Source organism: Streptomyces sp. NPDC047000 (assembly GCF_040644295.1).
Taxonomy (GTDB): Bacteria; Actinomycetota; Actinomycetes; order Streptomycetales; family Streptomycetaceae; genus Streptomyces.
This window is the reverse complement of the sequence record NZ_JBEYWE010000006.1, coordinates 120,213-142,750: the sequence shown is the minus strand read 5'-3', so window position 1 is coordinate 142,750 and position 22,538 is coordinate 120,213. Positions and strand designations below refer to the sequence as shown.

21 protein-coding genes and 1 tRNA gene are annotated in these 22,538 nt (G+C 71.3%); 8 read left to right on the top strand and 14 right to left on the bottom strand.

Annotation, left to right across the window (positions count from 1 at the left end):
* Positions 1-4 precede the first annotated feature (4 nt).
* Entirely contained in the window at positions 5-1,057 is a 1,053-nt protein-coding gene (locus ABZ862_RS12810) for a peptidoglycan-binding domain-containing protein (protein ID WP_360956355.1), read from the top strand.
* A 410-nt stretch (positions 1,058-1,467) separates the two neighbouring features.
* Here the strand turns inward: ABZ862_RS12810 and ABZ862_RS12805 are convergent, their stop codons facing one another.
* Both ABZ862_RS12805 and ABZ862_RS12800 read right to left on the bottom strand, forming a co-directional pair.
* The gene (locus ABZ862_RS12805) at positions 1,468-2,139 is read right to left on the bottom strand and encodes an HAD-IA family hydrolase (RefSeq protein WP_360956353.1); all 672 of its coding nucleotides are present in this window, start codon (positions 2,137-2,139) and stop codon (positions 1,468-1,470) included.
* Positions 2,140-2,371: 232 nt separating this feature from the next.
* Positions 2,372-2,953: a TMEM165/GDT1 family protein gene (locus tag ABZ862_RS12800; RefSeq protein WP_360956351.1), complete on the bottom strand. Its 582-nt coding sequence runs from the start codon at positions 2,951-2,953 to the stop codon at positions 2,372-2,374.
* A 483-nt stretch (positions 2,954-3,436) separates the two neighbouring features.
* Between ABZ862_RS12800 and ABZ862_RS12795 the strand changes: the two genes are divergently transcribed.
* Together ABZ862_RS12795 and ABZ862_RS12790 are read left to right on the top strand one after the other, a co-directional pair.
* Entirely contained in the window at positions 3,437-4,081 is a 645-nt protein-coding gene (locus ABZ862_RS12795) for an HNH endonuclease family protein (protein WP_360956349.1), read from the top strand.
* Positions 4,082-4,307: 226 nt separating this feature from the next.
* Positions 4,308-4,904 (top strand): VTT domain-containing protein, encoded by a 597-nt coding sequence (locus tag ABZ862_RS12790; protein ID WP_360956347.1) that lies wholly within the window; start codon positions 4,308-4,310, stop codon positions 4,902-4,904.
* 18 nt (positions 4,905-4,922) lie between these two features.
* Here ABZ862_RS12790 and ABZ862_RS12785 read toward each other — a convergent pair whose 3' ends face one another.
* Complete coding sequence (locus ABZ862_RS12785; protein ID WP_360956345.1) at positions 4,923-5,153, bottom strand: DUF2277 domain-containing protein; 231 nt, start codon at positions 5,151-5,153, stop codon at positions 4,923-4,925.
* A 115-nt stretch (positions 5,154-5,268) separates the two neighbouring features.
* On the opposite strand from ABZ862_RS12785, the gene ABZ862_RS12780 reads away from it, so the two are divergent.
* The gene (locus ABZ862_RS12780) at positions 5,269-5,619 is read left to right on the top strand and encodes a hypothetical protein (RefSeq protein WP_360956343.1); all 351 of its coding nucleotides are present in this window, start codon (positions 5,269-5,271) and stop codon (positions 5,617-5,619) included.
* A 73-nt stretch (positions 5,620-5,692) separates the two neighbouring features.
* Here ABZ862_RS12780 and ABZ862_RS12775 read toward each other — a convergent pair.
* Positions 5,693-5,764: transfer RNA gene (locus ABZ862_RS12775), tRNA-Val, on the bottom strand.
* A 188-nt stretch (positions 5,765-5,952) separates the two neighbouring features.
* Here ABZ862_RS12775 and ABZ862_RS12770 point away from each other — a divergent pair.
* Both ABZ862_RS12770 and ABZ862_RS12765 read left to right on the top strand, forming a co-directional pair.
* Positions 5,953-7,323, top strand: a complete 1,371-nt coding sequence (locus tag ABZ862_RS12770) for a hypothetical protein (RefSeq protein WP_360956341.1) — start codon at positions 5,953-5,955, stop codon at positions 7,321-7,323.
* Between the two features lie 139 nt (positions 7,324-7,462).
* Entirely contained in the window at positions 7,463-8,044 is a 582-nt protein-coding gene (locus tag ABZ862_RS12765; protein ID WP_360956339.1) for a DUF4383 domain-containing protein, read from the top strand.
* Here ABZ862_RS12765 and ABZ862_RS12760 read toward each other — a convergent pair.
* Both ABZ862_RS12760 and ABZ862_RS12755 read right to left on the bottom strand, forming a co-directional pair.
* Positions 8,037-9,311, bottom strand: coding sequence for a hypothetical protein (locus ABZ862_RS12760; RefSeq protein ID WP_360956337.1), 1,275 nt, complete (start codon positions 9,309-9,311; stop codon positions 8,037-8,039). The two genes, ABZ862_RS12765 and ABZ862_RS12760, sit on opposite strands and share 8 nt — an antisense overlap.
* A gap of 60 nt (positions 9,312-9,371) precedes the next feature.
* On the bottom strand, positions 9,372-11,681 hold the full coding sequence (locus ABZ862_RS12755) for a transglycosylase domain-containing protein (protein ID WP_360956666.1): 2,310 nt from the start codon (positions 11,679-11,681) through the stop codon (positions 9,372-9,374).
* Between the two features lie 719 nt (positions 11,682-12,400).
* Here ABZ862_RS12755 and ABZ862_RS12750 point away from each other — a divergent pair.
* The gene (locus ABZ862_RS12750) at positions 12,401-12,628 is read left to right on the top strand and encodes a zinc ribbon domain-containing protein (protein WP_360956335.1); all 228 of its coding nucleotides are present in this window, start codon (positions 12,401-12,403) and stop codon (positions 12,626-12,628) included.
* A 74-nt stretch (positions 12,629-12,702) separates the two neighbouring features.
* Here the strand turns inward: ABZ862_RS12750 and ABZ862_RS12745 are convergent, their stop codons facing one another.
* From ABZ862_RS12745 to ABZ862_RS12735, 3 genes are read right to left on the bottom strand one after another with little or no spacing between them, the layout of a single operon-like run.
* Positions 12,703-13,518, bottom strand: a complete 816-nt coding sequence (locus ABZ862_RS12745) for an HAD family hydrolase (RefSeq protein ID WP_360956333.1) — start codon at positions 13,516-13,518, stop codon at positions 12,703-12,705.
* A complete protein-coding gene (locus tag ABZ862_RS12740; RefSeq protein ID WP_360956331.1) occupies positions 13,518-16,136 on the bottom strand; it encodes a phosphoribosyltransferase in 2,619 nt (872 codons plus the stop codon). The genes ABZ862_RS12745 and ABZ862_RS12740 overlap by 1 nt, the downstream gene beginning before the upstream one ends.
* A gap of 13 nt (positions 16,137-16,149) precedes the next feature.
* Positions 16,150-17,316 carry an HpcH/HpaI aldolase/citrate lyase family protein gene (locus tag ABZ862_RS12735; RefSeq protein ID WP_360956329.1) on the bottom strand — a complete coding sequence of 389 codons (1,167 nt, stop codon included), beginning with the start codon at positions 17,314-17,316 and terminating at the stop codon, positions 16,150-16,152.
* A gap of 200 nt (positions 17,317-17,516) precedes the next feature.
* On the opposite strand from ABZ862_RS12735, the gene ABZ862_RS12730 reads away from it, so the two are divergent.
* Positions 17,517-18,380 (top strand): TerD family protein, encoded by an 864-nt coding sequence (locus ABZ862_RS12730; protein WP_360956327.1) that lies wholly within the window; start codon positions 17,517-17,519, stop codon positions 18,378-18,380.
* Positions 18,381-18,474: 94 nt separating this feature from the next.
* On the opposite strand, the gene ABZ862_RS12725 is transcribed toward ABZ862_RS12730, so the two are convergent.
* From ABZ862_RS12725 to ABZ862_RS12705, 5 genes are all read right to left on the bottom strand, one after another.
* Positions 18,475-19,218: a Tellurium resistance gene (locus ABZ862_RS12725; protein WP_360956325.1), complete on the bottom strand. Its 744-nt coding sequence runs from the start codon at positions 19,216-19,218 to the stop codon at positions 18,475-18,477.
* Between the two features lie 112 nt (positions 19,219-19,330).
* Positions 19,331-20,479 (bottom strand): DUF475 domain-containing protein, encoded by a 1,149-nt coding sequence (locus ABZ862_RS12720; RefSeq protein WP_360956323.1) that lies wholly within the window; start codon positions 20,477-20,479, stop codon positions 19,331-19,333.
* 87 nt (positions 20,480-20,566) lie between these two features.
* Positions 20,567-21,142, bottom strand: coding sequence for a TerD family protein (locus tag ABZ862_RS12715; protein ID WP_360956321.1), 576 nt, complete (start codon positions 21,140-21,142; stop codon positions 20,567-20,569).
* A gap of 146 nt (positions 21,143-21,288) precedes the next feature.
* The gene (locus ABZ862_RS12710; RefSeq protein WP_360956319.1) at positions 21,289-21,864 is read right to left on the bottom strand and encodes a TerD family protein; all 576 of its coding nucleotides are present in this window, start codon (positions 21,862-21,864) and stop codon (positions 21,289-21,291) included.
* A gap of 113 nt (positions 21,865-21,977) precedes the next feature.
* A complete protein-coding gene (locus ABZ862_RS12705) occupies positions 21,978-22,445 on the bottom strand; it encodes a peroxiredoxin (RefSeq protein WP_360956317.1) in 468 nt (155 codons plus the stop codon).
* Positions 22,446-22,538 lie beyond the last annotated feature (93 nt).

Here is a 22,538-nt window from a genome sequence, read left to right as displayed (position 1 = left end):
ACACATGCCGGAAACGACGGGCCATCCGTGCCCGGAATGCGGTGCGCCCCGGGGAGCGGGCAACTCCCCCTCCTGCTCCTGCGCCGAACGGGCGGCCGAGACCCTGCGGGACACGCGTACGGCTGAGGCCGCCGCGGCGGAGGACTTCGACCCGCTGCGGATCCGCCCCTACGTGGAGCTGGAGGGCACGGCGGAGGCCGCCACGGAGGTGACCGCACCCCTGGCGCCGCCCGCACCGCCCGCGCCGGACGCGACGATGACGCTGCGCAGGGTGGCGCCGCCCGTGCCGGACGCGCCGGACGCGCCGGACGCGCCGGACGCGGACAGCGTGGGCCTGTTCGACGCGGAGGCCCCCGCCGGGCCCGCCACCGGCCCCGCCCCCGAGGACCTGCCGGCCCGGGCCGAAGCCGGCACCGACGCCGGTGACGACACCGGTGTGCCGCCGCGCCGCTCGCGCCGTACCGCGCTGCTGGTGGGCTCGGCGGCGGCCGTGGTCGTGGTGATCGCCGGGGCGGCGTTCGCGAGCGGGGTGTTCTCCTACGACTCGCCGTCGCGGGACGGATCGGACGCCGGAGACGTACGGGCGGGCGTGCCGGTGGCGTCGGCGTCCGTGTCGGGGCCGGTCTCGGTGTCGCCGGACGCGTCCGCGTCGGCCTCGGCGAGCCGGAGCGCCGGTGCGTCGCCGAGCGCGTCGGAGTCGGCGTCGCCGTCGGCCTCGGCGTCGGAATCGGCCTCCGCGTCGGCTTCGGCACCGGCATCGGGCACGCCGAGCCCGTCGGCTTCGGCCACGGCTGCCCCGGCGTCCGCTCAGCCGTCGTCGGGTGACGCCACCGGGCCGGTGCTGCGGCGCGGCGACAGCGGCTCCGAGGTCGTGGAACTCCAGCTCCGCCTCAAGCAGTTGTACCTCTTCGCGGGCACCGCGGACGGCGACTTCGACAGGCGGCTGGAGGACTCGGTCAGCGCCTACCAGTGGACACGCGGCCTCGGCAAGGACCCGAAGGGCGTCTACGGCGCGGAGACCCGAGCGGCCCTGGAACGCGAGACGTCCCAGCCGTAACCCCTGCGGGGGGGGCTCGGCCGCCGTTGGGCCCTGCCCCTTCCGGGCGGGCCCGGCGGGGACGGGCTTGGCGGGGACGGGCTCGGCGGGGCGGGTCCGGCAGAGACAGGCTTGGCGGGGACGGGCTCGGCGGGGCGGGTCCGGCAGAGACAGGCTTGGCGGGTGCGGACCCGGCGAGGACGGGTCCCGGCAGAGACAGGCTTGGCGACGACAGGCCCGGCAGGGACAGGCTTGGCGGGGACAGGCCCGGCGGGTGCGGGCCCGGCGACGACGGGTCCGGCAGGGACAGGTTCGGCGGCCACGGACCGGTGGCAGCAGCCCCCGCGGGGGACCGGCGACAGGGGACCCGGCGGGGGACCGGCAGCGGCGGACCCGGGGGGCGCGGCAAGCGGGCCGGCGGGGGCGTCCCGTCAGCCGATGTGCAGGCGCAGCGTCCCGTCCGTCAGTGGTTCCACGCGGACCTCGCGCAGGTCGCGGACCACCGCGTCCGGGTGGTGGAAGCCGGCCCTGGGGCCGACGCCGATCACGCGCATCCCGGCGGCGCGGCCCGCCGCGATGCCCGCGCCGGAGTCCTCGAAGACCACGCAGTCCCCCGGCGCGACACCCAGTTCGGCGGCGCCCTTGAGGAAGCCCTCCGGGTCGGGCTTGCTCGCGCCGACGGATTCGGCGGTGATGCGCACCGCGGGCATGGGCAGCCCGGCGGCGGCCATCCGCGCGCCGGAGAGGGCGACGTCGGCCGAGGTCACCAGCGCGTGCGGCAAATCCCGCAGGGCGGCCATGAACTCCGGTGCGCCCTTGATCGCGACGACGCCGTCGGTGTCGGCGGTCTCGGCCGCGAGCATCCGGGCGTTGTCGGCGTGGTTCTGCTCCACGGGGCGGCCGGGCAGCAGGAGTGCCATCGAGGCATGGCCCTGGCGTCCGTGCACGACCTTCATGACCTCGTCGCCGTCCAGGCCGTGCCGGTCGGCCCACTGCCGCCAGATGCGCTCCACCACGGCGTCGGAGTTCACCAGCGTGCCGTCCATGTCGAGCAGGAGGGCACGGGCGGTGAGGACGAGAGGGGTGGCGTGCGGCGGCGTCATCGGCAGTTCCCGGGAGCAGGCGGAGCGGGCGGACGCGGGGCGCCGGTGGTGCCCCGGAGGGGCAAAGTGCCCCGCCCGCCGGTCAGGGGAAGCGGGCGGGAGCCACTTTGTTTCTCTACGATACAAAATCGCCGGGGATATCGCCACCGCGACCGGCGCCCGTTCACCGGATGTTCGGCTCGACACCCGGGACGCCCAGCCGCACGCGGCCGACGCGGCCGGCCCCGCCGGCTCAGCCGGCCACCGCCTCCCAGAGGCTCCAGACGCCCAGGGCCAGCATGACCACCGCCGCGATCCGGGTGACCAGCTTCAGCGGCACCCGCCGCATCAGCGCGCTGCCGCCGACGATCCCGAGCGCCGCCACCGCCCACAGCGCCAGCACCGCGCCGAGGCCCACAGAGAGCGGGTTGTGGTAGTGCGCGGCCAGGTTGGCCGTCATGATCTGCGTCAGGTCACCGAACTCCGCGACGAGGATGAGCATGAATCCCGTCCCGGCGACCTTCCAGAACGACTGGTCCGCCGGCTTGCGGATCTCCTCGTCGTCGTCGCCCTTGCTCAGCAGGAGCATCGCCGCGCCGCCCAGGAAGAGCACCCCGGTCAGGGCGCTCACCAGCCGCCCGGGCAGCAGCGTCAGCACACTGCCCGCCGCGACGGCGAGCGTGACATGCAGAACGAACGCGGCGGCGACGCCGGCGAAGACGTACGACGCCCGGTAACGCGTGCCGAGTACGAGGCCGGCCAGCGCGGTCTTGTCCGGCAGTTCGGCGAGGAAGATCACGCCGAAGGTGACCGCCGCGATGGTGATGCTGATCAAGATTCCTCAATCGGTCGGGGCCGCCCCGCCGAGAGTGCTGTACGCGGTGAGGCGACACCTCGGCACGGCAGCGCACTGGGTCGCCCGCGCCGTACGGCACAGGCGTGCACTGCTTGCCGAAGGTCTCGCCGGCCGACCACGCGCGGTGGTCCGCCTCCGGGCGCCGGCTCAGCGAGCTGAGCAGTATGTCGACGGTCCGGCACAGGGCTACTCCCCTTCTGCGCGCCCCATGCTACGGGACGGGCGCACGAGGCAGAATTCCGGTCCGAAAATACCCCGGGGTGCGTGAATGCCCCCGAAAGGCCGCATAAGCGCACCGGTCGCCCCTGATCCGCCCGGAGCCCACCACGTATACCGCCGTGCGCCTTGTCGTGTCATGCACGCGTCACTACGGTCTTACCGAACGCACACCTCCCGGCAACACGGAGTCGCGAGCATTCCCCTGCCCGCACTCCGACACCCCCACTTCACAAGGGAGTCCGCATGGCCAAGTTCTACGCGCGTCGACGCCTCGGCATAGTCGCGACCCTCACCGGAATCATTGCCTCCGCCGCACTCTTCAACTCCCCGAGCGCCTCCGCGGCCCTTCCCACGCCGGTCAGCGCCGCCACCGCACGCACCTACCTCGCCTCGCTCACCGTGGCGACCGAGGACCGCACCGGGTACAGCCGCGACCTGTTCCCGACCTGGATCACCATCAGCGGCACCTGCAACACCCGTGAGTACATCCTCAAGCGGGACGGCACGAACGTCGTCACCGACTCCGCCTGCGCCGCCACCAGCGGCAGCTGGTACTCCCCCTACGACGGCGCCACCTGGACCGCCGCCTCCGACGTCGACATCGACCACCTCGTCCCGCTCGCCGAGGCCTGGGACTCCGGCGCCAGCGGCTGGACCACCGCCCAGCGCCAGGCGTTCGCCAACGACGTCACCCGGCCCCAACTGCTCGCCGTCACGGACAACGTGAACCAGTCCAAGGGCGACAAGGACCCGGCCGAGTGGATGCCGTCGCTCACCTCGTACCGGTGCACCTACGTACGCGCCTGGGTGCAGGTGAAGTACTACTACGACCTCTCCGTCGACTCGGCCGAGAAGACCGCGTTGCAGGGTTACCTCGCCGGCTGCTGACGCAGCCGCGTGAACCGCGCCCGGAGGGCGCTCCGGACTGCCCGCAGGGCGGCCCGGGGCGCCCTCCGGGCAGTCTTTTGGTGTACAAGTCGATAAAGTGCCGAACACACAAGCCTCTTGTGACCCTTCTGTCACACCCACGGCGTAGGCTGTGTCGCTGTTACCGGCCCGACCAGCCGCCCCTTCACGGCGGCACGGCCGGTCCACGGGGGAAACGGGAGTTGTGTTGTTCGAAAGTGTCGGGGCATTGGCCGACAGTCCCTGGATCTATGCCACGGTGGCCCTGTCCGTGCTCCTCGACGTGTTCCTTCCCGTCCTGCCGAGCGGTGTGCTCGTCATCGCGGCGGCCACCGCGGCGGCCGCGGGCACGGCGGCGGGCCACGCGCCCGACATCCTGGTGCTGATCCTCTCCGCCGCCACCGCCTCGGTACTGGGCGACTTCGCCGCCTACCGGGTGGCCTGGCGGGGCGGCGAGCGACTGGACCGGGCGATAGCCCGCTCCCGGCGGCTGAGTTCCGCGCAGGAGCGGCTCGGCCACGCGCTGGCGGGCGGCGGCGGTGTCCTGGTGGTCATAGCCAGGTTCGCCCCGGCCGGCCGTTCGATCGTGTCCCTCGGCGCGGGCGCCGCCCACCGGCGGGTCCGGGAGTTCCTGCCCTGGTCCGCCCTCGCCGGGATCGCCTGGGCCGCCTACAGCGTGGCGCTCGGCTACTTCGGCGCCCAGTGGCTCGGCGCTTCGTGGCTCGCCTCGGGCGTGTCCCTGCTGGCGCTGTTCGGCGCGGGCGCCGGGGCGGCGTACCTCATGCGCAAGGACCCGGCGGCGTAGACCGCCCCTCCCCGTTCCCTACCCGGCGCCGCGCGCCGCGCCGCCGCGTATCTCCAGGCCGCCGAGCAGGGCCGCCGTGGCCGCCGCCACCGCGTCCACCGCCGCGTCGAACACCTCACGGTTGTGGGCGGCGGGGGCGCGGAAGCCCGAGATCTTGCGGACGTACTGCAAGGCCGCCGCGCGGATCTCGTCCTCCGTGGCCTCGTCCTCGATGACAGGGGGGCGCAGTGTCTTGATGCTCCGGCACATGCCCCCCAGTCTCGCCCGCCCCGCCTCCGGCCGCCAGGGTTTCTCGTACGCTCGTTCGAGTGAAGCTCCCCGAAGTCGCTCGCCCCACAAAATCGAACAGGAGTACTATTGCACTGTGGGTGCGAGCCATGACTTCCCGAGTGATCTGCTCACCGCCCAGGAGGAGTTGCATCAGGTGAGGGCCGAGCTGTCGGTCCTGCTGAAGCGGCTGCCCTGGTCGGTGGAACCGCTGGACGGCTTCAGCGACGACCACGGCTGGCGCAAGGTGGAGCGCCCCGCCTCGCCGGGCTGGACACCGGACGAGCAGGCCGAGGTGGAGAAACTGCGCCGGCGGGAACACGAGTTGGCGGTGTTCGTCACCACCCACCGCCACTGGGAGCAGTTCACCGGCGCCGACCGTGTGAGCGCCCGCGCGGGCCTCAAGCACGTCCGCCACGAGGCGCCGACGGCGCCGGAGGAGGAGTAGGAGAAGAGGGGAAACGGTGCGGGGACGCCGGAACCCCGGCCCGCTGAGCGGCCGGGGTCCCTGGGTGTCCGAGTGGGCGCGGACGGTTTCGAACCGCCGACATCCTGCTTGTAAGGCAGGCGCTCTACCCCTGAGCTACGCACCCCAGAACGAATCGACAGCCTACATGGCCGAAGGCACTGCTCGGCAAACGCGTGTCCGGAGCCGCCGTGACCCGGCGGACCCGGGATGTCCCCGGATGCGTTCCGTGCGAACCGACCGGCCCATGTGTTCGTCCTTCCCGGGTGGGAGAATGACACCCAGTGGACAGCGGACAACGCACGGGAGAGGGATGTGACGGCGACGCCCCGAGGGACCTCCGGCCCGGTCCGTGACCTCCTCACGCTGCTCACCCTGCCCGCGGTGGCCGTCCTGGCCGTCGTCGTCACGCCCGCCGCGTACACCGGCGGCGGCACCCGGCGCTGGTTCGGCGGCCGGGCGGAGAGCCAGCGGGCCGAGGCGCAGGCCGCGAAGGACGCCGCGGCCGCCGCGTTCTACGAACTCGACACCGCCCAGCGCGATCTGCGGATCTCGATAGAGACGATCACCGCCGTCGACGACACCCCGGCGGCCCGCCGTGCCGTCTCCGACTTCGCCGCGCTGGGCCGCCGGATCGACGAGGTCAGCAACCGCTACATCGAGGCCATCGACGCCCATGACCTCGACCGGGACGACCTGGAGGCCTCCGCCGCCTCCCGTGCGAGGGCGGAGCTGACCGCCGCCAAGGAGGAACTGGTCCGCGTCAAGGCGGAGCTGGACCGTTTCGGCAGCGGTCTGGGGCCGCTGCTCGGCAAGGCCGAGACCCAGCTCGCCAGGGTCGCGCCCGCCGTCGAGCGGGCCCGTCAGTCCCTGCTGGGCGCCACGACCGCCCTGGACGCCGTACGGCAGACGGGGCTGACGGCCGACGGCCTCGCCGCCCGGCTGGCCGCCCTCGCCCCCGAGCTGACCCGGCTGAACCAGGGCGCGGGACAGCACGGTGTGCAGGCCACCCTGGAGCGCGCCGAGCGGGTGGCGCGGGAGGCCGAGGCGATCCGGGCCGAGGCGGAGCGGCTGCCGGAGAAGGCCGCCGAGACCGACCACCGGCTGGTGTCGCTGCGTACCCGCGCCCAGGCGCTGACGACCCGCGCCGGGCAGGTGGACCCGGTCCTCAGCGAGCTGCGGCGGCGCTTCACGGCGGCCTGTTGGCAGGACCTCCAGCGGGTCCCGGAGCTGGCCGCCGAGAACGTACGGCAGGCCGAGCGGAAGCTCACCGAGGCGCAGGCGGCCCGGGACGCCCAGCGCTGGGCGGACGCCACCGCCCTGCTGTCCACCGTGCGGGCGCTGCTCAACACCACCGACGAGGCCGTGTCGGCCGCCGGTGACCGGCTGCGGCGGCTGAACGCAGTCCAGAAGGACCCGCAGCAGGAGATCGACCGCACCCGCTTCGCCATCCGGGACGCCCAGCGGCTGGCGATGACCGGCCGCAGCACCCCCGACCCGCGCCACGCCCGCCCGCTGGACGAGTCGGTGGCCCGGCTGGACCGCGCCGTCGCCGCGCTGCACGGCCACCACCCCGACTACTGGCACTTCCTCACGGAGACCGAGGACGTACGGCGGACGGTGGCCGGAGTGGTCGCGCGGATCCGCGAGGAGCGCGGCGGCGGCACCACCGCGGTCCGCCGCTGAGCCGTCGGGCCCACCGCACCCGCCACCGTGCCTCCCGGCCGTCCGGACATGCCCGCCGGTGTTGCCCGGCGGGTGCGGCAGGCGGATATTGGGGACATACGCAGACCCTCCGCCACACACCAGGCACAGGGAGGCGGACATGGCCTCGCACGCGGCTCCGCGGCGGACACACCGGTCGGACCGGTCGCCGCACGGCACGTCCTCCGGGCTCCGGCTCGACGAGCACCTCCCCGTCGATCACCGGCTCAGCACGTTCTACCGGTTCGGCGCCGGTCTGATGGGCGTGGTGCTGATCGTCTTCGGGATCCTCGGCGTCATCGACCACGTCGGCTTCTTCGACACCGGAGGGGACACCGTCGCCGGTCTGAACACCAACGGCGCGCTGAGCTGGCTGTCGATCGGCGTGGGGCTGCTGCTCCTGGTCGGCATGGTGATGGGCGGGAACTTCGCGTCCACGCTGAACATGGGCCTCGGCGTGCTGTTCGTCGCCAGCGGCTTCCTCAACCTGGCGCTGCTGAACACCGACAACAACGTCCTGGCGTTCAAGATCCAGAACGTGCTGTTCAGCTTCGTGGTGGGCATCCTGCTGATGTTCTTCGGGATGTACGGCAGGGTCAGCGGGACCCTGCCGCACGACAACCCCTACTGGCGGCACCGCCATCCGGACGCGGACGGTGCCGGCGGTTCAGAGGACGCCGTCCACCGCCGCGAGATCACTTGACGACCGTCGACCAGTCCGGCGACTGCGCCGGGTCCAGGCCCCGCAGCCGCTGGAGCGTCTCCGGCTTCTGCACGTCCATCCAGTCGGCCAGCTCCTTGAAGGACACGCACTTGACGCCCTTCTTGGTGCACACGTTCTTGATGACCTGGTCGATCGACTTCATGTAGATGCCGCCGTTCCAGTTCTCGAAGTGGTTGCCGATGAACAGCGGGGCGCGGCTGCCGTAGTAGACCCGGTTGAAGCCGTTCATGTACGTGGCGACGGTCTGCTGCTCCCACTCCGTGTACTTGGCCGGGTCGCCGTCGGTCTCGCCGTCGGACTGGTTGTAGAGGAAGTTGAAGTCCATCGAGAGGCCCTGGTACTTGCCGCCCTCGTACGGGAGCATCTCGAGCGGGAAGTCCCAGATGCCGTTCTTCTTCGTGGGCCATATCTGGAAGTCGCCGGCGGAGCTGGCGTCGTAGCGCCAGCCGTAGCTCTTGATGGCCTTCAGCAGGTTCGCCTGGCCCTCCAGGCAGGGTGCCCGGCCGCCGGTGACCTCCTTCTTGAAGTCGAAGGGCAGCGCCGGGATGTCCGTGAAACCGGTGTTGGTCTTCCAGTTCTCCACGAAGTCGAAGAACTGGTCGATCTCGCTCTTCCACTCGTCGACGCTCCAGTCGCCGCCGCCCTTGGCGCCGCAGAAGTGGCCGTTGAAGTGGGTGCCGATCTCGTTGCCCTGGTCGTACGCCTCGCGCAGCTGCTCCAGGGTGGTGCGGATGTGCTCGTCGGTGGCGTAGTCGATCGCGGCGTCGCCCGGCGAGTGCTGGGGGCCCGTGTAGAGGTCCTTCTTGTCCTTGGGCAGCAGATAGATGCCCGTGAGGAAGAAGGTCATGTGGGCGTTGTACTCCTTGGCCAGCTCCCGGTAGTGCGAGAAGAGATGGTCGCTGCCCTCCAGGGCGCCGTCCCAGGAGAACACCACGAACTGGGGCGGCTTCTCGCCCGGCTTGAGCGGCTCGGCCTTCAGCTCCCCCTTCTGGGGTCCGGTGTACGAGGTGGAACCGTCCCCCAGCACCTTCGTCCTGCCGTCCCACGCGGGCTCCGCGCTCGACTTGGTCACCGCCTTGTCCTTGCCGGCGGACGCGGTCGGCGCGGTGCTGTCCTGGCGGGTCAGCACCAGGTAGCCCGTCGCCGTCGACGCGAGGACGAGGAGGAGCGCCAGGGTCAGGAAGCCCGGCCGCGCGGCGCGGTTGCGCGGCTTGGCCCTGCGGCGGCGACTGGAGGTCGGCTTCATACGCGGCTCACTTCGAGAGGGTGCGGGGTGCGGGTCGGGAGCGGATGCCTCGGCCTCCGGTCAGCCGGGCGGGCTCAGCGCCTGGGACCAGATGCCGTAGGGCACGCTGTCCGGCGGGGTACCGGCGATCCCCTTGAGTTCCAGCGGTTCGAGGCTCTTGGCGAGGTCGATGCGGTAGACCACGACGGCCGTGGACACGGACTCGGCGGTGCCGACGTACCAGGAGGCCTTGTCGTCCTCGGTGGTGCCCGCCTTGCCGGCCACGGTGCCCGAGGCGGGGGCACCGGTGGGGTGGGCGAGCTGGAAGGAGTCGGCGAGGGCCGCCTCCACGTCCTCGGCGACCTTCGCGCTGACCGCCCGTTCCGGTTTCGGCGTGTCCAGCGGCACCCCGGCGCCGTTGCGGGTGATGCGGCTCACCGAGTACGGCTCCGTGTGCAGGCCCTCGGCGGCGAAGGTGCCGTAGCCGTTGGCCATGCGGATGGCGCTGGGCGTGGCGGTGCCGAGGGTCAGGGCGGGCACCTGCGGGCCCATGCTGGAGGACAGCAGCCCGGAGTCGATGGCGGTCTTCTTCACCTTGTCCAGGCCGGTGTCCATGCCTAGCTGCATGAAGGGCGTGTTCACGGACTGGGCGAGGGCGTTGCGCAGGCTGATCTGGCCCCAGTTCCTGCCGTCGTCGTTGTGGGCGGCGACCTTTTTGCCGCTGCGGTCCCAGTAGGGGCCCTCGGGTGTGGTGACGGGTACGCCGTCGTCCCCGTTGTAGACGGTCTCGGGCGTGATCTGCTGACGGCTCTCGTCGCGCTGCTTGGTGACGCCGTACTGGAGTCCGGCCGCGTACACGAACGGCTGGAAGGCCGAACCGGCGGGCACCGTGGTGGCGTTGGACTCGTTGTAGCCCTGGGTGCGGTGGTCGGGACCGCCGTAGACGGCGAGGATCTTGCCGTCGGCGGTGACCGAGGCGGCGCCGTAGTGCGCGGTCTCGGCGGCGGCCGCGTCGTCCTTCCTGGCCTGCTTGCGGGCCTTGGTGACGGCGGCGGTGAGCGCGGACTCCCGTTTGCGGTCGAACGTCGTGTAGATCTGGTAGCCGCCGAGGTCGAAGTCGCGGTCGGAGATGTGCGCGGACTTCTTGGCGTACTGCATGGCCAGTTCGACCAGGTAGTCGCTCTGCTGGCCGGTCTCGTAGAGCGGGTTGGTCCTCAACGGCTCGGGGAACGTCTTGAACTTGGCCCGCTCGGCCGGGGAGAGCTTGCCGATCTTGACCATGCGGTCGAGGATCCAGCTCCAGCGGGCCACGGCGCGGGCGTGGTTGGCCTTGCCGAGGGTGGGGTCGTACAGGCCGGCGCCCTTGAGCAGGGAGGCGAGCATCGCGGCCTGGCTGGCGTTGAGCTTGCTGACGTCCTTGCCGTAGTACGCCTGGGAGGCGCGCTGGATGCCGTAGGTGCCCCGGCCGAACCAGCTGGTGTTCAGGTAGCCCTCGAGGATCTGGTCCTTGCTCATCCGGTTGTCGAGCTTGAGGGCGATCATCGCCTCGGTGAACTTGCGGCTGACGGTCTGGTTCTGGGTGAGGTAGACGTTCTTGACGTACTGCTGGGTGATGGTGGAGCCGCCCTCGGTGTCGCCCTGGCCGATCGTGCGGTAGACGGCGCGGGTGAGGCCCTTCACGGAGATGCCGGGGTCGGAGTAGAAGCTCTCGTTCTCGGCGGCGAGCACCGCCCAGCGGACGTCCTCGGGGATGTCCTTCAGCGGCATCGCCTGCCGCTGCACCCAGCCGGTGCGGGCCATGGGCGTGCCGTCGGACCAGAAGAAGACGTTGTCCTGCTGTGTGGCGTACGAGTTGAGGTTCTGCGGGATGTCGGTGGCGGCGTAGGCGGCGAACAGGAACAGGAAGATCAGGCCGAACCCGGAGAACGCGCCGCCCAGCCACTGCCGCCAGGACGGTATCCAGCGCTGCCAGCCGGTACGGCCGGGACGCGGGTACTGCGGCTTCATGCGCCGCAGGTACGGGGTGACCCGTGCCGTGTACGGCGCCAGGCGCGCGGTCAGCGGGGCGAGGCGGGCGCCGAGGGGCGCGAGGCGGGCGCCCAGCGGGGCGAGGGCCGCGGTGAGGGGGGCGAGGCGGGCGCGGACGGCGGTGGTGAGACGGCCGGGGGCGGCGGGAGTTTTGGCCTCTTCGTCCGTTGCTCCGGACGTCTGCCGGTTCGGGTCGCCGGGTGTCTTCGGGTCCGCGTCGCCGGGCGGCGTCTTCCGGTTCCTGCCGCCGGCCGCCTCCGGGGGGAGAGCGCGCAGCTGCATGGTCTCGTCGGGGCGCGCACCGGCGTTCGACTGCCGCAGCGCGTCCACGGCGCGGCGGAGGTCGTCCACCTTCAGCTGCATCGTGGCGTCGGGAGCACCGGACGATTCCGGCTCTCGGGGCGTCTGCGGCGTTTTCGGCTTCTGCGATGTCTGCGGCGTTTTCGGATTTCCGGCTTTTTTCTTTCCTGCGGCCTTTCCGGGCCCCTGGGAGGTGATGTCCGGGTTTTCCGTACCGCCGGACACGCCGTCGCCGGACACGCCGTCGCCGGACACGCCGCCGGTGGCGGCCACCGAGCGGCGGAGGTCGTCCACCTTCAACTGCATGGTGGCGTCCGGCGGCTGGGGCGGCTCGGACGCCTCGGGTATGCCCGGTGTCCCCGGTATGTCGGCCGTCCCGGGGGTGTCCGACGCCCCGGGGGTGTCCGGTGTCTCGCCGTCCGCAGCCGCCTCGGCTCCGGGCGCGTTCCCCTCGGCGCCCGTCTCCTGGCGGTCGAACCAGGACCAGGACCTCTTCGGCGCCGCACGGCGACCGCGGGACCGGCGGCGGTCCTCGCCCGCCCCCTGTCCTGTCTCGCTCACGACTGCGTTCTCCCTCCGCACTCCTGTTGCTCGCGCGGGTAGACGCAGCTGCCGTGGTCAACGGCTGCGAGCCCCCTCGTTTCTCAGCCGCCTCGCGGCCCTCGCGGCGTTACAAAATTATCAGCGATCTTTTCAATTCCTCCTCATGGGAACTGGACAGAAACGAACACATGAGAAACGCAGGGGGCCGTGAGTATCGTCACGCCCGTTAACCTGAGCGCATGCCTCGCTATGAGTATCGCTGCCGGACCTGCGACAACACGTTCGAACTGAGCCGTCCCATGGCCGAGTCCGCCGCTCCGGCCGACTGCCCGGCCGGACATGAGAACACGGTGAGACTTCTGTCGACGGTATCGGTATCCGTCGGGGGCGCGTCAACCGCGGGTGCTTCCGTACGTCCTTCGGGTGGCGGAGGCGGCTGCTGCGGCGGCGGGTGCTGCGGCGGCTGACGCACGATCCGGGCCGTAGGACCCCGGCGGACCGGGGCCACAGGACTCCGACAGGTTCCGCGGCCGTCACCGTCCTACGCCCTCGGTGCCCGGGCGGCCTTGAGGAACTCGCGCAGGATCCGCTCGCCCGCGAGCACGCCCCGCTCCGGCAGGGCGGTGATCGCCGGTGCCGTCCACTCGTCGTCGGCCAGCTCCCCGTGCCCCGGCCGCCAGCCTCGGTCGGCGGCGAGCAGCAGGTCGGCGTCGAGGAGGGAGTCGCCCGCGGCGAGGGTGAGTCCGGCGCCGGTGCGGCGGGCGACCTCACGGACGGCCGCGCTCTTGGTGAGCGGCTTGGGGACGGCGTAGATCTTGCGGCCCTGGAGGGAGACGGTCCAGCCGCGCCGTTCCGCCCACCCGGCCAGTTCCTTCACCCACTCCTCGGGCAGCAGCTCCCGCTCCACCACGAGGTAGGCGAACAGGTCCTCGGCGACGCGGTGCTTGCGCACCCACAGCGGGTCGGCGGACGTCTCCAGGTGGGCCCGTACCTCCTCCAGCGGCGCGCACTCGTCCGCCAGCCGCCCGGTGACCTGCCGGTGCCAGTCCGCGTCGGTGACCCCGTCGACGAGCAGATGACCGCCGTTCGCGCAGATCGCGTACGCCGGTGCCGGGCCCGGCAGGTTGATGCGCTGGTACTGCTTGCGGGTGCGGGTGGTCGTCGGCACGAACACCGCGGCGTCGCCGAGGTCGGTGAGCAGCTGGGCCGCGGTCTCCGTCATGAAGGACAGCGGCCGGCTCTCGTGGACCTCCACGCACAGCAGCCGGGGCGCCCGCGGGTCGGGCATGGTCAGGGCGAGGGCCGCCGCGGAGTAGATCAGCGTGCGGTCGAGGTCGCTGGCCACCAGCACCGGCATCAGAGGTTCACCGCCCGGCCGTCGGCGCCGGTCGCGCCGCGCGTGTACTTGGGGTGGATCAGTCCGACGCAGGTGTACGGCAGGTCGCCGACCTCCTCGACGGGCACGCCGCGCTGCTCGGCGAGCAGCCGGACATGGGCCAGGTCGGCGCCCGCCCCGGCCCGCGCGAGGATCTTCCACGGCACCCGGCGCAGCAGCACCCGGGTGGTCTCGCCGACGCCCGGCTTGACCAGGTTGACGTCGTGGATGCCGTACTCCTCGCTGATGCGCTCGACCGCCGCCCAGCCCTCCCAGGTGGGGGTGCGGTCGGCGGCGAGGAGGTCCTTGACCGCCGCGTCGACGGTGGCGTCGGCCTCGGGGAAGCGGGCGGCGACGGCGTCGAGGAAGGCGGTGGAGACGTCCGCCCCGGCGAGTTCGCGGTAGAACTTCGCGCCGTGGAAGTCGTCGGGACCGACGAGGTCGGCGCGCAGCACGGTGCGGGAGATCAGGCCGGAGACGGTGGAGTTGAGGCAGGCGGAGGGGATGAGGTAGTCCTCCCGGGTTCCGTAGGTCCGTACGCAGGAGCCGGGGTCGGCGAGCACGGCGATCTCCGGGTCGAACCCGCTGATGCCTTCCGCCGCCTCGAACTCCTCTATCGCCTGGGCGAGTTCGCGGGTGATGGCGCCCTTGCCGGTCCAGCCGTCGACGAACACCACGTCCCGGGGGTCGTGGTGGGCGGCGAGCCAGCGCAGCGCGTTGGCGTCGATGCCGCGGCCGCGCACGATGGACACGGCGTAGTGCGGCAGGTCGAGGCCGTGCCGGTACTGCGCCCAGCGCCGCATCAGCACCCCGACGGGCGTTCCGGCGCGGGCCAGCGAGACCAGCACCGGGCGGGGCGACCGTTCGGCGAGGACGGTCTCGGTGACGACGCCGACGGCGTGGGCGAGCCGGTCGGCGGACTCCTCCAGGGCGGTGTGGAACAGCGCCTGGTACTGCTCGCTGGGCTGGTACTCCACCGGCAGCGACTCCGCGTAGTGCGCGCCGCCGCTCTGGATCGCCTCCTCGCGCTCCTCGGTGGGCGCCTCGAGCGTGACGTCCGAGAGGTCCTGGAGCAGCCAGCCGACCTCTTCGGGCGGGTACGAGGAGAAGGCCGGTCCGCGGAGGGGCTCGGGCAGCATGGGGGTTCTTTCTGCGGTGGGGGCGGCGGGTCGCGGCGGCTCGGGGACGTACGACGGTACGACCGTGAGGACGACGTGCGGGATGTGTTCGGCGAGCCCGGCCAGCAGGCCGCCGGGCGCGTGCAGGGCGGGTGTGTCGGCGACCGAGTCGACGACGGCGACGACGGCGTCGAAACCGGCTCCGGCGACGTTGTAGGCGTAGCGCTCGCCGGGGCCGTCGGCGGGGTCGTCGTGGGCGGGGAAGACGATGCGGCTGCGTATCGCGTAGCCGGGGTCGTCGACGGCGAGGACGGGCGAGCGGGTGGTGGTGGAGTACCGCACCTCGGCGCCCACCACGTGTTCCAGCTCGCGGGCCAGCCGCAGCGGCGCGTACATCAGCTCCTCGAAGCCGAGCACCAGGACCCGCCGGGCGTCCGCCGGGAGTTCCTCGGCGAGCCGGGCGGCCATGGCGGGCAGCGCGTTCTCCAGCCGGATCCGGTGCCGGGGCGTGAACCCGTGGCGTCCGCCGTCCGGCAGCCCGCGCGGCCAGCCGAGCGCGACCCGCCGGATCCGGCCGGGGGCGGCGTCCGGCCGGCCGGGCCCGGAACCGGGCCGCGGGCCGCTCGCGGCCTGCGAGTCGGACCAGGAACCGGCCTGCGGGCCGCTCGCGGCGTTCCGGTCCTGCCCGGCCGTCCGGTCCGGGACCGCGGTCCCGGGGCTGCTCCGGACGGTGGCCGGGGCTGTGGCAGGGGCCGGGGGGATCGGCTTCTCGTGTTGCGCCACCAGGCGGCGGCCCTTCTCCAGGACCCCCTCCGGGAGGGTGACCGTGCCGGAGGCGGCGGCCACCAGGTCGACGCGGGCGCCGATCTCCCCGGCGAAGGCGGTCAGACGGCCCAGGTCGGCCGGGGAGCGCATGTCGACCAGGGCGACGACCACGTACCGCTTCCTCGGGTAGCGGTCGTGGAGGTCGCGGATGGTGTTGAGGACGGTGTTGCCGGTGGAGAACTCGTCGTCGACGAGCACCAGCGGACCGTCACCGGCCAGCAGGGCCGGGTCCTGCGGCAGCAGCAGATGCGAGGTCGCGTGCGAGTGGGACTCCTCGAAGCCGCCCGCCCGCGCCACCCCCTCGACCGGGCGCCGGGTGGAGTGCAGGTACGGGGCGCCGCCCAGTCCGTCGGCGACCGAGTGGCCGAGGCCGGTGGCGGTCTCCGCGTAGCCGAGGACCACGGCCCGCTCGTGCTCCGGGCCGAGCAGCTCGCGCACCCGGCGGCCGAGGGCGACCCCGTAGCCGTAGACGACGGACGGCGACTGGGGCACGTGCTTGCCCAGCACGTTCGACACCAGCAGGTGGGCCCGCTTGGGATTGCGGCGCAGGGCGAGTCCGAGCAGGTCGGTCAGTTCGGCGTCGCCCCGGAGTCCGATGCCGAGCCGCTCGGCGACCCAGCTCCCGGACCAGACCGCGTGGTTCCCGGCGTTGTTCATGAGTCCCATCGGATCAGCCGGGTATCCCGGCGGCGAGCAGGTCGACGAAGCCGACGTCCTCGTTGGCCACGCCGAAGACCTCCGCGCGCAGCATGGTCCGCTCGGCCCAGGCGCGGTGCGGCTTCACTTCGTTCATCTTGTTCGTGTACTGCGAGCGCAGCACTCCCCCGCCGCCCCGCTCGGGCCGCAGGATGTCCGCCGCGTCGCTGAACTCCTCGTGGCTGACGACGGACAGGGCGTGCACGGGCAGCACATGGGCGGGGTGGATGCAGGTCTTGCCGGTGAGGCCGTTGGCCTGGTCGAGGGAGATCTCCCGCAGCAGTCCGTCCATCGCGTGCGCGATCAGCCGTTCGCGCAGTTCGACGGCCTGTCCCTCCAGGAAGGGGCTGGAGCGCAGCATCGGCTTGAACACCCGCTCCGGGACGCGGAAGTACTCCCACACCGGGCCGGTGACGGTGAATCCGGTGCCGTCGGCCCGGCCGAGCATGTTGACCACGTCGGAGATCACGGAGGCGACGATCTGGACGTCGTACGCCGTCATGTCGGGCGCCCGGCGCAGTCCGTAGGAGGAGCAGAAGTCGGTGACGCCGAGGCGCAGTGCGAGGACGCGGTCGCGGTACTTGTCGACGGCGCGGAAGACACCCTCGAGCGCCTCCACCCGTGTCTCGCGGTACAGCAGCTCGGGCGACTCCAGCACCGGCATCGCGAACAGCCGGCGCCCGCTGGCCGCCTCGGCCTCGGTGAGGGCCTCCAGGAAGAGCATGCCGCGCTCCTCCGTGAACTTCGGCATCACGAACCCGGACAGCAGCCGCACCGACGCGCCGAGCCGTGCGGCCAGGTCGGGGATCTGGCCGGGGGTACGGACGCGGATGAACAGCAGCGGCAGGTCCGCGGCGGGGCGGGCGGCGAGGTCGGCGAACTGGCGCACCAGGTTCTCCTCACCGGCCTGCACGTCCTCGTCGCCGATGGAGTCCTCCAGGCACAGCACCATGGACACCACGCCGAGCGCCGCCTGCTTGACGATGTCGTCGGCCAGCTGCGGCCGGGTGGCCGGACTGTAGAGCGTGGCGCCCAGGGCCGCGGAGAGCAGCCGGGCAGGGGAGTCGGCGGTGAACTCGCACGGTTCCTGGTGGAAGAGGCGCCGTCGCTGTTCTGGGGCGATGTGCCCGAAGTGACGCATAGGACTCCCCGGTGGTACATGGTGGGCTGGACCTGTGGATTTTGTAAGGGTGGCCGGTAATAGTACGTAGAAACCTAAGTATGGGGTTCCCGCCAGGCATGAACTTCTGGTAACCCGGCCATGTCGGCAACGATTCGACGGCGACCGGCCCCTGGGGCTCCGTTTTGTCGTGACCAGGACCGAGAGGGCAGGATGTCCGTATGACGCACGCGATGCTGAAGGGGTCGAACATCCCGCTGGAGGCCACGACGGTGCGCGCCGTGCTGCGCTGGACGCCGGGCCAGGGGGTTCCGGATGTCGACGCCTCGGCGCTGCTGCTCGGCCCCGAGGGCCGTGTGCGGTCCGACGAGGACTTCGTCTTCTACAACCAGCCCCGGCACCCCTCCGGGAAGGTCTGGCGGCTCGGCAAGAAGCGGGTCGCCGAGGCGCTGACCGACACGATCCAGACGGACCTGGCGGGGGTGGAGGACGCGGTCGGCCGGGTCCTGCTGATCGCCTCCGCGGACGGCTACCCCTTCGAGCAGGTGCGGGCGCTGCGCATCCTGCTCCACGATGCCGCGGTCGCCGACGGGGAGCCGCTGGCGTACTTCGACATCACCCCGGAGACGGGCCGGGAGACGGCTCTGATCTGCGGAGAGCTGTACCGGCGGGGGGACGGGTGGAAGTTCCGGGCGCTCGGGGAGGGGTACTCCGACGGGCTGCGGGGGCTGGCCACGGACTTCGGGATCTCGGTGGACGAGACGGACGCGGACGCCCTGGCCGAGCCGGTACCGGCGGTGGCCGCGCCCGCGGAGCCGGTGCCCGCGGTGACCGGGCCCACGGTGCCCGCGCAGCCGTTGCCTCCGGAGCAGCCGCCGACGTACGGGTATCCGCAGGCCGCGCCTCCCACCACGGCGGCGTACGGGTATCCGCAGGCGGGGAGTCCGTCGGGCTACGGCTATCCGCCGGCCGCGGCGGCTCCCTCGGGGTACGGCTACCCGCCGCCGGCGCCGGTGCCGGCGGCCGCCGCCCTCGACCCCGACTTCCGGCTGCCGCCGCAGGGGCCGCAGTTCATAGGACGGTAGTGCCGCGCTCCCACCCGTCAGGAACGGTGGGCCGGCTTCCCCGGGGGCGCGGGGAACCGCGCGACCGGCCACGGCGCGGACCCGGCGGACCGCCTCACGGCAGCTGTTCCTGCTTCGTCTTGTAGCCCCGCCCCCACTGAAGTCCCCACCCGTAGAGACGGTCGAGTTCCGCCTGGAAGCCGTAGACGAACTTGACCTCCCGGCGGACGACGAGTTCGCCCTTGACGTTCTCTATGAGGACCACCGCGCAGGAACGGGCCTGGGGGTGGCGTTCGTCCAGGGCGATCTGTACGCGGGGGCCGTTGCTCGGGTAGAGGGTGACCATGGCCTGGGTGCGGTCGAAGGCCGGCGTCTGGTCGTAGATGTAGACGAACACCAGCAGCCGCTTGATCTCGTCGCGGTGGTCGAGGTTGATGTACATCGTCTCGCCGGACGCCGAGCCGAACCGGTCGTCGCCGTCGAGCTTGACGTACGGCGCCGCGTTGACGTCGCCGAGATAGCCGCCGAGCGGCTGGACGACGCCCTTGGAGCCGTCGGCGAGCTCGTAGAGGCAGCCGAGGTCGAGGTCGACGTTGACCATGCTCTGGCTGTGCCCGATGACCTCCGGCGGCTTGAGCGCCCTCAAGGGGTGGCGCAGCACGCTCTCCCGGTACGGGCCGCCGAAGTCGGAGGTCCGCATCTGCCAGGTCAGGTTGATGCGCAGATGCCCGGTGGCCGCGCCCTGCTTGGTCAGCGAGACCTGCGCGTGCCGTTTGGTCAGCTCGATGGCGTTGCTGGCCGCGCTGCCCGAGTCGAAGTCGGCGGCCCTGCTGCCCAGGAGCCCGTCGAAGAATCCCATTCCCGCCCCCACGTCCCCGTGAAAACCCTGTGAAAAACCCGGCGGGGCGGCCGGAGGAGGACGCGTCCTCGGTGGCCGCCCCGCACAGAGCGTTCCCTTGTCCCCAGGGCCGTCACACTCCGGACGGCACCTCAGTCTTGGCGTCCGTCCCCTCGGCTTTTCCCTCCTCGGCCGCCAGTGCCTTGTTGCGCTGCACGGAGGACCAGAAGGACCAGCCGATCAGGACGACGCCGACGAGTCCGGTGATGACCTCGTTGATCTGGTACTGGATGGTGACCATGAGGATGACGGCGAGCGCGCCGATCGCGTAGTGGGCGCCGTGCTCCAGGTAGACGTAGTCGTCGAGGGTGCCCTGGCGGACCAGGTACACGGTGAGCGACCGGACGTACATGGCGCCGATGCCGAGGCCGAGGGCCATCAGGACGATGTCGTTGGTGATGGCGAACGCGCCGATCACGCCGTCGAAGGAGAACGACGCGTCGAGGACCTCCAGGTAGAGGAACATGAAGAACGCGGCCTGTCCGGCCAGGACGACCGCCGAGCGCTGTTTCCCGCTGCGGGCGGCCTCCTCCTCTTCCTCGTGCTCGCGTTCCTCGTCCTCCTCGAGACGGTCCTCGAAGTATCCGGACAGCCCGCCGACGACCATGTAGGTGATCAGGCCGGCGATCCCGGCGATCAGTACGGTCTGCGCCTTGTCGACGTGCGCGCCGCCGTGCTGGTGGGCGTGGGTGGCGAAGGTGAAGGAGGTGACCAGCAGGACGATCAGCGAGATGCAGACCGACAGCATGTCGACCTTGCCGAGCTTGGCCAGCGGACGCTCTATCCAGCGCAGCCACTGGATGTCCCGGTCCTCGAAGATGAAGTCGAGGAAGATCATCAGAAGGAACATGCCGCCGAAGGCCGCGATCGCCGGGTGGGCGTCCGTGACCAGCTGCTGGTAACGGTCCTTGTTGTTCAGCGCGAGGTCGACGGCCTGGACGGGCCCCATCTTGGCGCTGATCGCGACGATCACCACCGGGAAGATCAGCCGCATGCCGAAGACGGCGATGAGCACACCGACGGTGAGGAAGATCTTCTGCCAGAAGGCATTCATCTTCTTCAGGATTCCGGCGTTGACCACCGCGTTGTCGAACGACAGCGAGATCTCTAGGACGGAGAGGATCGCCACGATGCCGAATGCCTCCCACCCCCCGTAGAGGACCGCCGCCGCCAGGCCGATCACGGTAATCGCGAACGACCAGCCGAAGGTTTTCAGAAGCACTGGCTACCCCAAAGTGTGTGAGGGGACCGCCCGGACTCTGTCCTCCCGACAGGTTCCGGAGGGCTTTCCCCCGCGCCGTACCCGGCTTTACGAAACGTTGACTCCGAAGTCTAGAGCGATTCCCCGAAGTCCCGACGCGTACCCCTGTCCCACGGCGCGGAACTTCCACTCGGTCTGGTAGCGGTAGACCTCTCCGAAGATCATCGCCGTTTCGGTGGAGGCGTCCTCGCTGAGGTCGTAGCGCGCGAGTTCCTGGCCGTCGGCCTGGTTGACGACGCGGATGAACGCGTTGCTGACCTGTCCGAAGGTCTGGCCGCGTTCGTCGGCGAGATGGATCGACACCGGAAAGACGATCTTGTCGCACTGGGGCGGCACCTTGGCGAGGTCCACCAGGATCGATTCGTCGTCGCCCTCGCCCTCACCGGTGAGGTTGTCACCGGTGTGCTCGACCGAGCCGTCCGGGCTGGTGAGCTGGTTGTAGAACACGAACCACTCGTCGCCCAGCACTCGTCCGCCGCTGCACAGCAGCGCGCTGGCGTCGAGGTCGAAGTCGGCGCCGGTGGTGGAGCGCGCGTCCCAGCCGAGCCCGATCAGGATGTTCGTCAGATTGGGTGCGGCCTTGGAAAGGGAGACGTTCCCTCCCTTGGCGAGCGTGACGCCCATGATTGCTGGTCCTCCCCTAGGTGGTGCTTCTTCGGTTGTCCTGCGCCTCCGGCGCCGCACACAAACCGTGCGGCGCCGGAGAAGACGGCGACAAGGGCCGACGGAGATTCAAACCGACGCCCCGCCGCGCCCGCCAGGGCCGTACGTCACACGTTGACACCGAAGTCCTGCGCGATGCCGCGCAGTCCCGAGGCGTAGCCCTGGCCGATGGCGCGGAACTTCCACTCGGCACCGTGCCGGTACAGCTCGCCGAAGACCATGGCGGTCTCGGTGGAGGCGTCCTCGCTCAGGTCGTAGCGGGCGATCTCCTGGTTGTTGGCCTGGTTGACGACGCGGATGAACGCGTTGCGCACCTGACCGAAGGACTGCTGGCGGTTCTCGGCGTCGTAGATGGAGACCGGGAAGACGATCTTCTCCACGTCCGCGGGGACGCCCGCGAGGTTGACCTTGATGGCCTCGTCGTCGCCCTCGCCCTCGCCTGTGAGGTTGTCACCGGTGTGCTCCACGGAGCCGTCGGGGGACTTGAGGTTGTTGAAGAAGACGAAGTTGCTGTCGCTGCCGACCTTGCCCGTCGCGTTCAGCAGCAGAGCGCTGGCGTCGAGGTCGAAGTCGGTCCCGGTCGTGGTGCGGACGTCCCAGCCCAGACCGACGAGGACGGCGGTCATGCCGGGCGCCTCCTTGGTCAGAGAAACGTTGCCGCCCTTGCTGAGGCTGACTCCCACGAGTCCTCCATGTGTGTCCAGGGGCGGGATGCCCCGTCGTGCGTCGGATACCGGATCAACGATTCGATCCTAGTGACGGGTTCCCGCCCCTCGCAGACCCTGAACGGGACGAATCACGGGGTGTCGAGCGCGTCGAGCGCCGTCACGTACGCGTTCAGGTCACGGGCGTCGGGCAGCGCGTTGACGACGGTCCAGCGCACCACGCCCTGCTTGTCGATGACGAAGGTGCCGCGCACCGCGCAGCCCTTGTCCTCGGCGAAGACGCCGTACGCGCGCGAGACCTCGCCGTGCGGCCAGAAGTCGCTCAGCAGCGGGTACTCCAGGCCCTCCTGCTCGGCGAAGACCCGCAGGGTGTGGACGGAGTCGTTGGAGACGGCGAGCACCTGGGTGTCGCGGTCGGAGAACTGCGGCAGGTTGTCGCGCACCTCGCACAGCTCACCGGTGCACACGCCGGTGAAGGCGAAGGGGTAGAAGAGCAGCACCACGTTCTGCCGGCCGTGGAAGTCGGACAGCCGGACGGTCCTGCCGTGGTTGTCCTTGAGCTCGAAATCGGGCGCCTTGTCGCCGGCCTGGATCGCCATCGTGATGCATCCCTTCGGTGGGGGCTGTTCGGGTGACCCCACCCTACGAGCGATCACCGGGCGCGACCCGGGCGGGGCGCGGTCCGCCCCGCC

Coding starts and splice junctions, on each gene's coding strand:
- ABZ862_RS12810 (WP_360956355.1), top strand. CDS start 5: ATGCCGGAAACGACGGGCCATCCGTGCCCGGAATGCGGTGCGCCCCGG.
- ABZ862_RS12805 (WP_360956353.1), bottom strand. CDS start 2,139: ATGACGCCGCCGCACGCCACCCCTCTCGTCCTCACCGCCCGTGCCCTC.
- ABZ862_RS12795 (WP_360956349.1), top strand. CDS start 3,437: ATGGCCAAGTTCTACGCGCGTCGACGCCTCGGCATAGTCGCGACCCTC.
- ABZ862_RS12785 (WP_360956345.1), bottom strand. CDS start 5,153: ATGTGCCGGAGCATCAAGACACTGCGCCCCCCTGTCATCGAGGACGAG.
- ABZ862_RS12765 (WP_360956339.1), top strand. CDS start 7,463: ATGGCCTCGCACGCGGCTCCGCGGCGGACACACCGGTCGGACCGGTCG.
- ABZ862_RS12760 (WP_360956337.1), bottom strand. CDS start 9,311: ATGAAGCCGACCTCCAGTCGCCGCCGCAGGGCCAAGCCGCGCAACCGC.
- ABZ862_RS12755 (WP_360956666.1), bottom strand. CDS start 11,681: ATGCAGCTGAAGGTGGACGACCTCCGCCGCGCCGTGGACGCGCTGCGG.
- ABZ862_RS12750 (WP_360956335.1), top strand. CDS start 12,401: ATGCCTCGCTATGAGTATCGCTGCCGGACCTGCGACAACACGTTCGAA.
- ABZ862_RS12745 (WP_360956333.1), bottom strand. CDS start 13,518: ATGCCGGTGCTGGTGGCCAGCGACCTCGACCGCACGCTGATCTACTCC.
- ABZ862_RS12740 (WP_360956331.1), bottom strand. CDS start 16,136: ATGAACAACGCCGGGAACCACGCGGTCTGGTCCGGGAGCTGGGTCGCC.
- ABZ862_RS12735 (WP_360956329.1), bottom strand. CDS start 17,316: ATGCGTCACTTCGGGCACATCGCCCCAGAACAGCGACGGCGCCTCTTC.
- ABZ862_RS12730 (WP_360956327.1), top strand. CDS start 17,517: ATGACGCACGCGATGCTGAAGGGGTCGAACATCCCGCTGGAGGCCACG.
- ABZ862_RS12725 (WP_360956325.1), bottom strand. CDS start 19,218: ATGGGATTCTTCGACGGGCTCCTGGGCAGCAGGGCCGCCGACTTCGAC.
- ABZ862_RS12715 (WP_360956321.1), bottom strand. CDS start 21,142: ATGGGCGTCACGCTCGCCAAGGGAGGGAACGTCTCCCTTTCCAAGGCC.
- ABZ862_RS12705 (WP_360956317.1), bottom strand. CDS start 22,445: ATGGCGATCCAGGCCGGCGACAAGGCGCCCGATTTCGAGCTCAAGGAC.